Annotated in this window: 10 protein-coding genes; 5 read left to right on the plus strand and 5 right to left on the minus strand. The window is 45.4% G+C overall.

Annotation, left to right across the window (positions count from 1 at the left end):
- Positions 1 to 35 precede the first annotated feature (35 nt).
- Positions 36 to 1,445 carry a YfcC family protein gene (locus tag ACKRAT_RS07590; RefSeq protein WP_411841905.1) on the minus strand — a complete coding sequence of 470 codons (1,410 nt, stop codon included), beginning with the start codon at positions 1,443 to 1,445 and terminating at the stop codon, positions 36 to 38.
- Positions 1,446 to 1,601: 156 nt separating this feature from the next.
- On the opposite strand from ACKRAT_RS07590, the gene ACKRAT_RS07595 reads away from it, so the two are divergent.
- On the plus strand, positions 1,602 to 2,981 hold the full coding sequence (locus ACKRAT_RS07595) for a YfcC family protein (protein ID WP_411841906.1): 1,380 nt from the start codon (positions 1,602 to 1,604) through the stop codon (positions 2,979 to 2,981).
- A gap of 54 nt (positions 2,982 to 3,035) precedes the next feature.
- On the opposite strand, the gene ACKRAT_RS07600 is transcribed toward ACKRAT_RS07595, so the two are convergent.
- The 4 genes from ACKRAT_RS07600 to ACKRAT_RS07615 all read right to left on the minus strand — a co-directional run bounded on the left by ACKRAT_RS07600 (position 3,036) and on the right by ACKRAT_RS07615 (position 9,163).
- Positions 3,036 to 4,307 (minus strand): bifunctional folylpolyglutamate synthase/dihydrofolate synthase, encoded by a 1,272-nt coding sequence (locus ACKRAT_RS07600; protein WP_411841907.1) that lies wholly within the window; start codon positions 4,305 to 4,307, stop codon positions 3,036 to 3,038.
- 3 nt (positions 4,308 to 4,310) lie between these two features.
- Entirely contained in the window at positions 4,311 to 6,938 is a 2,628-nt protein-coding gene (locus ACKRAT_RS07605) for a valine--tRNA ligase (protein ID WP_411841908.1), read from the minus strand.
- A 295-nt stretch (positions 6,939 to 7,233) separates the two neighbouring features.
- Positions 7,234 to 8,307: an AbrB family transcriptional regulator gene (locus tag ACKRAT_RS07610; RefSeq protein WP_411841909.1), complete on the minus strand. Its 1,074-nt coding sequence runs from the start codon at positions 8,305 to 8,307 to the stop codon at positions 7,234 to 7,236.
- An 88-nt stretch (positions 8,308 to 8,395) separates the two neighbouring features.
- A complete protein-coding gene (locus ACKRAT_RS07615; RefSeq protein ID WP_411841910.1) occupies positions 8,396 to 9,163 on the minus strand; it encodes an alpha/beta hydrolase in 768 nt (255 codons plus the stop codon).
- Between the two features lie 99 nt (positions 9,164 to 9,262).
- On the opposite strand from ACKRAT_RS07615, the gene ACKRAT_RS07620 reads away from it, so the two are divergent.
- From ACKRAT_RS07620 to ACKRAT_RS07635, 4 genes are all read left to right on the plus strand, one after another.
- A complete protein-coding gene (locus tag ACKRAT_RS07620) occupies positions 9,263 to 9,817 on the plus strand; it encodes a TetR/AcrR family transcriptional regulator (RefSeq protein ID WP_411841911.1) in 555 nt (184 codons plus the stop codon).
- Between the two features lie 155 nt (positions 9,818 to 9,972).
- A complete protein-coding gene (locus ACKRAT_RS07625) occupies positions 9,973 to 10,863 on the plus strand; it encodes a 3-keto-5-aminohexanoate cleavage protein (RefSeq protein WP_411841912.1) in 891 nt (296 codons plus the stop codon).
- A gap of 1 nt (position 10,864) precedes the next feature.
- Complete coding sequence (locus ACKRAT_RS07630; RefSeq protein WP_411841913.1) at positions 10,865 to 11,821, plus strand: 3-hydroxyacyl-CoA dehydrogenase NAD-binding domain-containing protein; 957 nt, start codon at positions 10,865 to 10,867, stop codon at positions 11,819 to 11,821.
- Positions 11,822 to 11,833: 12 nt separating this feature from the next.
- Positions 11,834 to 12,307 carry a thioesterase family protein gene (locus ACKRAT_RS07635; protein WP_411841914.1) on the plus strand — a complete coding sequence of 158 codons (474 nt, stop codon included), beginning with the start codon at positions 11,834 to 11,836 and terminating at the stop codon, positions 12,305 to 12,307.
- The last annotated feature ends 45 nt before the right edge of the window (positions 12,308 to 12,352 follow it).

The raw sequence follows: 12,352 nt of genomic DNA on the forward strand, positions 1-12,352 counted from the left end.
ATGCGGCTCCGCATTGTTCCTTTTATATTAAACTCTTATGAAATATTCAGCAGTGTAGCTATAACAAGTGCCGCGGCTGCGATGATCAACCAGATCATAGTGATTTTCCAGACAAACTTAACCCATTTGATATAGGGGATTCCAGATACGGCCAGGACGCCCATCAGTGAAGCGGATGTTGGAATGATTGTATTTGTAATCGCATCCCCGTATTGGTAGGCAAGCACCGCAATCTGACGCGGAATACCCTGCAGATCTGCGATTGGTGTCATGATCGGCATTGTCGTTACTGCCTGTCCGGATCCTGACGGGATGAAGAAGTTTATAATCACCTGGATGACAAGCATCCCCAGTGCAGTAATTGTATTGGGAAGATAGTCCAGTATACCGCTCAGACTGTATATGATTGTGTCTATAATGACACCGGATTCCAGCACTACCACGATTGCCCGTGCAAACCCGACGATAATTGCACCGTAGACGACAAGTTTCATACCTTCGATGAATGCATCGAAAATATCATTGATTTTCATGCCGCCGACCAGCCCCGCAATAATTCCTACAAGGAAGAAGTTTGCTGAAAGCTCAGTCAAAAACCATCCGTGCTGGAATATCCCGTAAATATTGATTACGATTCCTATGAAAAATGTGAACAGAATAAATATGTGTCTTTTTTTCAGTTCCCCAAAATCCATTATATCTTCGGTAAAGTTGACATGTCCCGATTGTGATTCGTCGTATATCAGGCTGGATTCAGGGTTCTTTTTAACCTTTTTGGCATAATGCATGACATACCAGACTGCAGCACCCAGAACAAAGATATAAACAACCGATCTGAACTCCCATCCAGAAAATATGGTCAGTTCTGCGATTTCCTGTGCAATCCCCACAGTAAAGGGATTCAGCATGCCGCCGATAAAGCCGGATGCGGCACCGAGTGTAACCATTGCAGTCCCGACCATCGCATCATATCCGAGCGCCGTAGCCAAAACAATGCCTATCGGCACGAAAATGATTGCTTCTTCCGCCATTCCCGTAGTGAAGCCAAGGAGCGAAAATACAAACATGACAACCGGAATCATTAATTTTTCATTGCCCTGGACGGTCACCATGACTTTCTGAATCGCTGCTTCAATTGCACCCGTCGCGCGAATGACTCCAAAAGCACCCCCGACGAGAAATATGTAGAATATTATTTCTCCCCCGTCAATCAGACCTAAAGGAATCGCTTTGAACAATTCAAAGAAAGTCACAGGACTCTGTTCGACATTTGAGAAGCTGCCGGGCACAACTTCAGTCTGCCCCCCTACTTCAATCCTCTCAAATTCGCCGGCCGGTATGATATAGCTCAGCGCTGCAGCAATAATCACCACAGCAAGTAAAATAGCATAAGTGTGCGGAAACCGACTGCTCTTTGCAATATTTCCATTCTCTTCTTTCGACATATAATCCCCCTGTTAAAAATGATAATTCTATTATACATGTAGTAAATAATATTGACAGAAAAATTTAAGAAATCAGTTTTTTTGGATAATAAGCTTGTTATACGAGTCCACTTCGATATAATAAAAATAAATTGTTTAAAAGAAGGAGTGACAGGTTTGAAATTTTTAAAGGTTCCTCACGCCTTCGTACTTATCTATGGCATCGTTATTTTAGCTTTTTTAATGAGTTACATAATACCTGCTGGAGAATACGAAAGATACGAAAATGAAAATGGTGTAACCGTAGTAGATGAAACATCATTCTCGTTTACAGAACAAACCCCCGTCCACTGGACTGAGATTTTCAAAGTGGTTCCCGCAGGAATGATAGATGCCGCATCCATCATATTCCTGATTTTCATCATCGGCGGAGCTTTCGGAATGATAAATGGTACGGGAGCAATCGAAGCGGGTATCAACAAAATCGTTTCGTTATTAAAAGACAGGGAAATCATTCTGATTCCCCTCACCATGCTTATTTTCTCTTTCGGCGGAGCAACTTTCGGCATGGCTGAATCCACACTTATATTTATACCGATGGGTATCATACTTGCCAGATCTTTAGGTATGGATGCCATGACCGGGATGGCCATGGTGGCACTGGGTGCCGCATCAGGATTTGCAGGCGGTTTTATGAATATTTTCACAGTGGGCGTCGCCCAGGAAATTGCCGGACTGCCATTATTTTCGGGAATGTTCTATAGAATCATCATCCAAATCGTTTTTGTCGCCATCGCTTCGTTTTTTGTTTACCGATATGGAAAAAACGTACAGAGAGATAAAACCAAAAGTTATGTATATGCACTGGAACAAAATGCAGAACAGGAATCCTATGATTTCAAGAGATTCACAATCAGGCATTCATTTGTCCTGGGCATTATATTAATCGGCTTTATATTCATCATCTACGGTGTAGTACAGGGCTGGTCCACCGGTACAGATCTTGCAGCAATCTTCCTGGCCATGGGAATTCTTTCAGGTTTTGCCGGAGGCAACAATGCAAACAATATAGCCGAGGATTTCATCAAAGGCGCCAAGGAAGTGACATTCGGCGCATTGATTGTAGGGCTCGCACGCTGTATCCTTTTAATTCTGGAAGATGGAACAATTATTGATACGGTGATTTATGCAGTCAGTTCAGTTCTTGAAGGATTTCCCGCAACGGTCGCAGCTGTGGGTATGTTTTTTACCCAATTCGTGATCAACTTCTTCATACCTTCCGGTTCCGGTCAGGCAGCCACAACGATTCCGCTTATGGCACCGATCGGGGACATCGTCGGTGTGCCAAGGCAATCGGTTGTACTCGCCTTCCAAATGGGTGATGGCTTATCAAATTATCTGTTCCCCACTTCAGCAATACTGATGGCGGGACTCAGCATTGCGAAAATCCCGTATGAAAAATGGCTAAGATTTGTGTGGCCGGTTATGCTCACATGGATTATCGCATGTTCTTTATTCATGGTAATCAGTCTGCTGATCGGTTACGGACCATTCTAAATTCAGACATTATTAAAACCAGTACAATCCCAAAGCGATTGTACTGGTTTTAATTTACTCTTTATTCAAATGCTGTTTTACTTCACTGATGAAATACAAGCTTCCTGTAACAAGCAGCATATCGCCGTTAAATTCTTCGATAAACTGATGGAAGTCATTTATTTTCTGCTTATCCCGATGTTTGACCGCTTCATACAAAGTGTCCATCGCAAGAGCTTTCGGAAAATCAAAATGGGTAACATAGAATTGATCCGCTATCTCTGACAATGAATCCACCATCGTGGATAAGGGTTTGCCCTCTATCGCTGAAAACAGTACTGTGATTTTCCTATCAGCATAATTCTCTTTTATGGTATTGACGAGTGCCTCCACCGCTTCATTATTATGCGCCCCGTCCAGGATGATCAACGGATTTTCCTGAATTTTTTCAATGCGGCCAGGCCAGGCCATTTCTTCAATCCCCTGAATCAATTTGTTGAAATCTAGTTTTACTTTCTTTTTATCATGAAGTTCCAGCAGCGCAGCAATGGCAAGCGATGCATTTTCCTGCTGGTGTCTGCCGGCCATGTTCAGCTGGATATCCTGGAAATCATACTGGTCATATTGGAACTGGAATTCCCCTTCATCCGCATCTCTCATCAAAAGGATTTCACGCTCCAGTTCAATCCCTTTCGCATGATTTTCATCCAGTACTTTATATACATAATCTTTCGCTTTTTCATCTTTGACACTGAATACAAGCGGTATACCCGGTTTGATTACGCCGCTTTTATCTTTGGCAATGTCCAGCAGTGTATCTCCCAATATATTAATATGATCAAGTCCGACACTCGTCAGTACTGTCATGATCGGTTCAAAGACATTTGTAGAGTCGTTAGTGGCACCGAGCCCCGCTTCTATAATGACAAAATCCACCGAACGCAGTCTGCCAAAATATACAAACATCATCATTGTGATGATTTCAAACTCCGTGGCCACACCCAGATCCGTTTCTTCATCCATCTGCTCACTGACGGGACGGACAATTTCAACCAGCCTTACGATTTCTTCATCGCTGATCGGCACGCCGTCGACTGAAATGCGTTCATTGAATGTTTCTATATAAGGGGACGTAAATGTCCCCACTTCATAGCTGTTATAATTCAGAGCATTCCTCATATACGCGACGGTGGATCCTTTGCCATTCGTACCGACAACGTGGATGCCATTGATATTCTTCTCCGGGTTCTCAAGCCTTTCCAACATCCACTTCATTCGCTTAACCCCAGGTTTTATGCCGAATTTAATGCGTTCATGAATCCAGTTGAGGCCATCTTTATAGTCCATGCTTTAACCCTTTCTTTTGAGACTGTCCAGCCGTTCTTTCACTTCATTATACTGGGACTGGTAGCCAAGCTTTTTCTCTTTCTCCTGATCCACAACCGCCTGAGGTGCGTTATTCACAAACTTCTCATTACCGAGTTTGCCATCCACACGTTTGAGCTCCCCTTCAAGGCGCTTCAACTCCTGCTCAAGGCGTGCGATTTCTTCTTTCATATCAATGAGTCCCGAAAGCGGCAGAATCACCGTTGCCCCTTTGACAACATCCGTTTTTGAATCATCTTCCACTTGGATGCTCTCTGAAATCTCAAGCGATGCAGGATTGCAGAATCGGTCAATGTAACTTCTGTTGGCCTCTACTGCAGCACGTCTTTCCTGGTCTTTCACTTCAATCTGGATATCAATCGGCCTGGATAGAGGGGAATTCACAGCGCTTCTCGTCTGTCTGACGGACTTGATGATATCAACAAGAAGTGCCATGCCTTCTTTGGATTCCGGATATTTATATTTTTCATCAGGTGCCGGCCATTCACTGATTACGATGGAGCGGTCCCCTTCGATTGACTGATAGATTTCTTCTGTAACAAACGGCATGAACGGGTGAAGCATTTTCAAGATACTGTCGAGGGTATGAAGCAGTACCGAGCGCGTCATCGCTTTCTCTTCATCCGTGCCTTCTGTCATTGGCACTTTCGCCATCTCGATATACCAGTCACAGAATTCATCCCATATGAAGTTATACAGCACACGCCCGACTTCACCGAACTCGTATTTCTCTGACAGACGTGTCACATCTTCAACCGTTTCATTCAAGCGTGTAAGGATCCATTCATCAGCAAGTGTCTTCTTACCTTCAAGGCTGATATCCTCCATGCCAAATCCCTCACCGATATTCATAAGGCTGAATCTTGAAGCATTCCATATCTTATTAATAAAGTTCCATACGGATTCCACTTTGTCATCAGAGTATTTAAGGTCATGACCCGGTGTTGATCCTGTCGCTAGGAAATATCTCATGGCATCTGCACCATATTTTTCGATGACATCCATCGGGTCTACACCATTACCCAGCGATTTTGACATTTTACGGTTCTGCTCATCCCGTACGAGTCCGTGCAGGAGCACATCATCAAAAGGATTTTCCCCGGTATGTTCCAGTGAGGAGAAGATCATTCTCGCTACCCAGAAGAATATGATGTCATACCCTGTAACCAGTACATTTGTCGGGAAGAACTTTCTAAGGTCGTCCGTATCTTCCGGCCAGCCCATAGTGGAAAACGGCCATAATGCGCTGGAGAACCATGTGTCCAGAACATCCTCATCCTGTACCCAGTTTTCAGCATCTGCCGGCGGCTCCATGCCTACATGAATTTCCCCGGATTCCTTATGGTACCAGGCAGGAATCTGATGTCCCCACCAGAGTTGTCTTGAAATGCACCAGTCACGGATATCTTCCATCCAGCGGCGGAATGTTGAATCAAACCGTTCAGGGACAAAATTGATCGGATCATCGGAATCCTGATTATCGAGACTCTTGCCAGCAAGTTCATCCATGCTGACGAACCATTGGGTGGATAAGTAAGGTTCAACGACCGCATCACTGCGCTCAGAATGCCCGACTGAATGTACATGTGGCTCGATTTTGATCATGAATCCTTCATCTTCAAGATCTTTGACCAGCGCTTTTCGGCATTCGAAACGATCCATCCCTGCATACTTGCCGGCCAGCTCATTCATCGAACCATCCGGATGCATCACATTGAGCCGTTCCAGATTATGCCGTTCGCCGATAACGAAGTCATTCGGATCGTGCGCCGGTGTCACTTTCATCACACCGGTACCAAATTCTTTATCCACGTAGCCATCCGCAATAATCGGAAGTTTGCGGCCGACAACCGGCAGAATCGCATGCTTGCCGATAACATCCTTGTACCGGTCGTCTTCAGGATGCACGACAATCGCAGTATCCCCGAGCATCGTTTCCGGACGGGTTGTGGCTATTTCCACATGTCCGCCATCTTCCAGCGGATATTTCACATGATAGAAGTTCCCTTCGATCTCTTTGTGGATCACCTCGATGTCACTGAGTGCAGTCTCTGTTGCTGGATCCCAGTTGATGATATATTCACCGCGGTATATCAGGCCTTTATTGTACATATCCACAAATACTTTGCGGACAGCATTGGACAGCCCTTCATCCATGGTAAAGCGTTCTTTATCATAATCGAGTCCCAGGCCGAGCTTCTCCCACTGGCTTCTGATAAAGCTTGCATATTCCTCTTTCCAGTTCCAGGCATGCTCCAGAAACTTCTCCCGTCCGATATCGTGACGGTTGATACCCTGCTCCCGAAGACGGGCATCCACTTTGGCCTGTGTGGCAATACCCGCATGGTCCATCCCCGGCAGATAAAGCACTTCATAGCCCTGCATCCGCTTCATACGTGTGATGATATCCTGCAGTGTTGTATCCCATGCATGACCAAGGTGAAGTTTACCTGTTACGTTCGGCGGCGGAATCACAATGGAATACGGCTCTTTTTCTGATTTCGCATCCGATTTGAAATATCCTGCATCCACCCATTCTTTATATTTACCTTCTTCAACTTTTGTCGGATTGTACTTTGTTGGCATATCCACAATTATCTCTCCTTATTTTTCGCATAATAAAAACTCCCATCCTAAAAAATAGGACGGGAGTTCCGCGGTACCACCTAAATTCAGCATTTTTACATACTGCACTCGGAATGATTAACGCTCATCAGACGTCCCGCCCTACGGATTATGTTCAGGCGGAATCAGCATGCAGACTACATTCACGGTACGCTTCGGTATGTTTACAGCAAACACATACTCTCTTAAACCCGCACTACCGGAAACTTCTGCCAAAATGTTTATAGATTTAATTTTATAGTATTCCAACCGCCGGGAACTGTCAAGTTTCTTCGCCGTTCTGCCTGCGCCTTTTACGGTTCACAGAAAGGATGATATTGATGATGGGCGCAACGATCAGCAGTATGAAGAAAATACGGAATATATGATAGCTGGAAATCATTGCGATATTGGCTCCCATCTCCACCGCGACAATGATGATCTGTCCAATGCCGCCGGGCGCCGCACTCAGGAATAAGTCATTAAAACTATGTTCTGTGAAGAAGATGAAGATGATGACAATTACCATCGTCCCCAGTATCAGCAGCACGTTCTGGATGAGCATGGAAATGACCATCCGGCCGTTCAGCCTGTTGATAAGCGATGAAATCTGAAGACCGATGCGGATGCCGAATAGAATCTGTGCGAAGTGCATGAATTCGACATTCAATGAAAATGTATGGTCTGTTAAGAGATTCCATACCAGAACACTGATCATCGGCGCAATCATCACCGGGACAGGGAACTTGAGAAACTTCAGAATAAACATCAGGATGACAGCACCGGCCAGAAGGAAGAACATTTCAGGAATAAGCATCGAAATGATATCCGGTACAGCATCCTCCTTGCTGCCGGCGCTGCCGTTTGAAAACAAACTTGCGATAAACGGAATGAAAATCACTACAAGAACTATGCGCGACATCTGAGTCAGCGTGACAAGGAGCAGGTCCGCACGCTTCTCCTCTTCTGCCATGATGATCATCTGGGACAGTGCGCCCGGGATGGTGGCAAGGACTGCCGTTTCGTATGTACAGCCTGTCATTTTCATAAAGAACCGGGCCAGTACAAGGCTGAGCACTATGACTAGCAGGGAAAGCAAGACTATATTGAATACATCATTCTGCATATCCAATATGGTCTCTTTAGTGAATGTAGAGCCTATTTCAATACCGATGATGAATATCCCGATATCCCCCATCCATTTTTTAAAGCCGAGATCACTGCCAAATAATCGATAGAAAATTATGGTTGCGATCATGGAGCCAAACAGCCAGGGCAGAATCAGACCGGCAGTATGCAGCACCCAGGACAGGACAAACGCTGCGATGAATAAAAACAATAACCTTACATACTTCATTTGGCGCATTCTCCCCTTTGTGTGTTCCTATATTCCCTGCCTGAGCATTTTTCATCTTAAGGCAACGGGATTATAGGTGTTCGAAAAGCTATCTCCGATTCCCGGCAAACCACTGGATCGCCTTATGGATCCCTTCGTTCCAATACTCCCAGTCGTGACCGCCGGGGCCGTCTTCATATTTGAAATCGACCGCATGGTCCTCCAGATACTTTTTGAAGTCCAGGTTATTCTGGTACAGTTCATCTTCAGTACCGCACATCATATAGAGTTCGGGCAGCGCGTACCCGTCGGCCAGTGCACGGTCAACCAATGCTCTCGGCTCAATATCCAACTCTTTCATCGAAGTTACATCCCCTGCGATGGCTTTCGGAGAAAAGTCATACCACTCATAACTGAGTAAATTTTCGAGGTGCGTCGCACTGGACATAAAGCATGCTTTGGCGAAACGGTCTCCCTGTGTAAACGCCATTTTTATCGTACCGTATCCGCCCATGGAATGGCCGGCGACGAAATTATCCTCACGCTTTTTAGAAAGCGGCAGTATCTGCCTGGCATAATCATGCACTTCGAGCACATAGTCGTAATAACTATGCCCAAAGACCATATTGGTATAAAAGCTGTGATCGGCACTCGGCATAATGACTGCGATATGTGCCGCATTTGCAAATCTTTCAATATTTGTATATCTTGTATACACTGTTTCATCATTGGATAACCCGTGTAACAAAAGAATTGATTTTAACGGCTGTACTTCACTTTTTGTGTCATACTGTGAATCTTCTTCTGGTAAGATGACTTTAAATGAATGATGCTTGCCCAATGTATTTGTATGGTGATTTATTGTTATCAGTGCCATGAAAATCGTCTCCTTCAATATATAATATAGGGTTAAACAGTAATCTAAAGCAAATTGCGAAGAAAATAAATTTTAAAATATATGAGAAAAGGTGATCTAATGGCAAAACAATCCAAACGCGATATGCTGCTTGAAGCGGCAATATCCATCATTACTGAAAAAGGGAGTGACTACCTCACTTTAGATGCCGTCGCTGAACGGGCACATGTGAGCAAGGGCGGCCTCCTCTACCACTTTAAGAATAAAGATGCCCTGATACGGGGCCTGGTTGAATACGCAAATGAGAAATATCACCAAAATATCTCATATCATTATAACAAAGATGAAGAAGAAACCGGCCGCTGGACGCGTGCCTTCATCAATGCGACGAAGGAAAACCGTGATGAAAACTCCAGTGTGACTTCAAGTATGCTGGCGGCACAGGGAATAAACCCCCGCCTCCTGCAGCCGCTGCAGGACTCCTATCAGGAGTGGCAGGAAAATATCAAAAATGATGGTATCGACTCGATCGATGCGACCATCATCCGCCTGGCCATTGATGGTCTCTGGCTATCGGAAGTATTCGGTCTCGATGCACTGGATGAGCCCACAAGGACCCAGGTGATGGCAAGGCTTTTGGAATATAGTTCAAATCAAAATAAGAGTTCTGACTGAGCAGAGAGTGCTCGGTCTTTTTTATTTTCCTGAAGAAGACGTTTTCATTAATGAAAAACCGGATATTCCGGTTTCCGCTGTTGAAACTTAACCGTCCAGTTGGTATACTAACAAACGTTGAAAAATTCAGATGAAAAATTGGAGGACTGACACCTATGTCTAATAAAGTAATGCTCACAGCGGCAATCACCGGCGCTGGTGAAACAACCCAGAAAAATGAAAATGTACCGGTTACCCCGCAGGAAATTGCGGAGTCGGCAATTAAAGCGGCGAAAGCGGGTGCCACCGTTGCACACATCCATGCCAGAGACCCGGAAACCGGCGGCATCAGCCATGATGTTGAACTATTCAGGGAAGCAGTACGCTTAATCCGTGAATCCGACACTGATGTCATCATCAACATCACTTCCGGAGGCGGCGGCGACTTCATTCCAAATATGAAAAACCCTGCTGCTGGCGGAGAAGGCACCGACATGCAGACACCAGGTGAACGACATGAACCTGTAGGCGCGCTGCTGCCGGAAATGTGTACGCTTGATTGCGGCAGTGTCAATATGGGAGATGCGGTTTATCTCAGCCCTGCCGAATGGCTGCGCGAACAGGCGAAACTTGTTCAGGATGCCGGCGTGAAACCGGAACTGGAGTGCTTCGATACCGGGCACGTCAGTTTCGCGAATCATTTGATCAAGGAAGGCCTGATCGACGGCGAACCATTATTCCAGTTCTGTCTGGGGATTCCATGGGGCGCTGAAAATGATGCAGAGACGATCGAATATCTTAAATCGCGTATTCCGGATAATGCGCATTGGTCCGCATTCGGCATCGGTCGCATGCAGTTGCCGACAGTAGCTGAAGTTGCTAAACAAGGCGGTAATGTACGCGTCGGGTTAGAAGATAACTTATATATCTCCAAAGGCGTAAAAGCGACGAATGAATCACTCGTTGAACATGCGGTGGAAATTTTAAAAGAACAGAATCTCGAACCGCTCACTCCTGCTGAAGCACGTGAGAAATATAACTTAAGACAACCTGAAGGAGGAAAATAATATGAAGTTTGCTGTTGTTGGAACCGGCGTCATCGGCAGTGGCTGGATTACGCGCATGCTCGCACACGGCCACGAAGTTACCGCCACCGACCCTGGTCAGGGCGCTGAAGATGCAATGATAAAACAAGTCTCTCAAAACTGGCCATATGCTGAACAACTCGGATTGGCCGAAAACGCATCACTCGATAATTTAACCTTCACTTCAGACTTAACTGAAGCCGTTCGTGATGCTGACGTTATACAAGAAAATGTTCCTGAAGTGGAATCCATCAAGCAGGAAGTATTGCAGCAGATCGATCAGCATGCGCGTCCGGATGCCATCATCGGTTCAAGCACTTCGGGCATAAAACCAAGCGAACTGCAGCAATCATTGCAGCATCCTGAACGGCTGGTTGTCGCCCACCCTTTCCATCCGGTGTATATATTGCCACTTGTCGAAATCGTTCCGGGTGCAGACACTTCGGAAGAGACTTTAATTAGAGCGGAAGAAGTCTATGAAGCGATCGGTATGGACGTGCTCCATGTCAGACATGAAATTGAAGGTCACATTGCAGACCGTTTAATGGAAGCTCTATGGCGTGAATCCCTCCACATCGTTAATGAAGGCATTGCAACGACTGAAGAAGTGGATAAGGCATTCACTCACGGTGCAGGCTTGCGTTATGCCCAATACGGACCATTTATGACATTCCACCTGGCCGGCGGCGAAGGCGGTATGCGTCACATGTTAAAACAATTTGGCCCGGCACTCAAAAAACCATGGACGAAACTCGAAGCACCGGAACTGACGGAAACATTATATGAAAATGTTGTCACTGGCTGTGAGACAAAAGCAGGCACTAAAACCATGTCTGACCTTGATCAGCATCGTAATGAATTTTTAGTAAAAGTGCGTCAGCTTGCACAGGAATATTGGCCGGAAGACACACCGGCAATGCACAAGCGTGTGCGTGTTTAAGGAGGATATTTTATGAATGACACATTATTTTCGTATCAGACTGCAGTCCCTGCATCCTGGGTCGATCACAATCAGCATATGAATGATGCTGAGTACAATAGATTTTTCAGTGATGCAACAGATGCCTTCCTCGCCCACCTCGGTCTGACACATAACACGATCGAAGCGCTCTCGTTTACGATCTTCACTTTGGAAAACCATACGGTCTATCTGCAGGAAGTTAAAGAAGGTGCGGAAATCACCGGTGAAGTCCTGTTGCATGACTTCGATGCTAAACGGCTGCATGTCTTCATCTCATTATATGATGGCAATAAAAACCTCTGTGCCACATATGAAGTTATGCTGATGGGGATGGATCAGGAAACCGGCAAACCGGGAGCATTCCCTGAAGAAATATATCAATCCATAGAAGCGTATGACAGCAGACAGGATATTGCAGAAAAACCTGAACAGATCGGAAGAACGATCGGCATCAGAAGAAAATGATTGGATAAAGGTGTGAAGGCATGTGTGACAAACTCATGCCTTTAT

It is taken from the genome of Salinicoccus sp. HZC-1 (assembly GCF_046736035.1).
GTDB lineage: Bacteria > Bacillota > Bacilli > Staphylococcales > Salinicoccaceae > Salinicoccus.

What these genes read in the sequence shown, in the direction of transcription:
- ACKRAT_RS07615 (WP_411841910.1), bottom strand. Translation starts at nt 9,163, where the DNA reads ATGGCACTGATAACAATAAATCACCATACAAATACATTGGGCAAGCAT.
- ACKRAT_RS07590 (WP_411841905.1), bottom strand. Translation starts at nt 1,445, where the DNA reads ATGTCGAAAGAAGAGAATGGAAATATTGCAAAGAGCAGTCGGTTTCCG.
- ACKRAT_RS07625 (WP_411841912.1), top strand. Translation starts at nt 9,973, where the DNA reads ATGTCTAATAAAGTAATGCTCACAGCGGCAATCACCGGCGCTGGTGAA.
- ACKRAT_RS07635 (WP_411841914.1), top strand. Translation starts at nt 11,834, where the DNA reads ATGAATGACACATTATTTTCGTATCAGACTGCAGTCCCTGCATCCTGG.
- ACKRAT_RS07600 (WP_411841907.1), bottom strand. Translation starts at nt 4,307, where the DNA reads ATGGACTATAAAGATGGCCTCAACTGGATTCATGAACGCATTAAATTC.
- ACKRAT_RS07630 (WP_411841913.1), top strand. Translation starts at nt 10,865, where the DNA reads ATGAAGTTTGCTGTTGTTGGAACCGGCGTCATCGGCAGTGGCTGGATT.
- ACKRAT_RS07610 (WP_411841909.1), bottom strand. Translation starts at nt 8,307, where the DNA reads ATGAAGTATGTAAGGTTATTGTTTTTATTCATCGCAGCGTTTGTCCTG.
- ACKRAT_RS07620 (WP_411841911.1), top strand. Translation starts at nt 9,263, where the DNA reads ATGGCAAAACAATCCAAACGCGATATGCTGCTTGAAGCGGCAATATCC.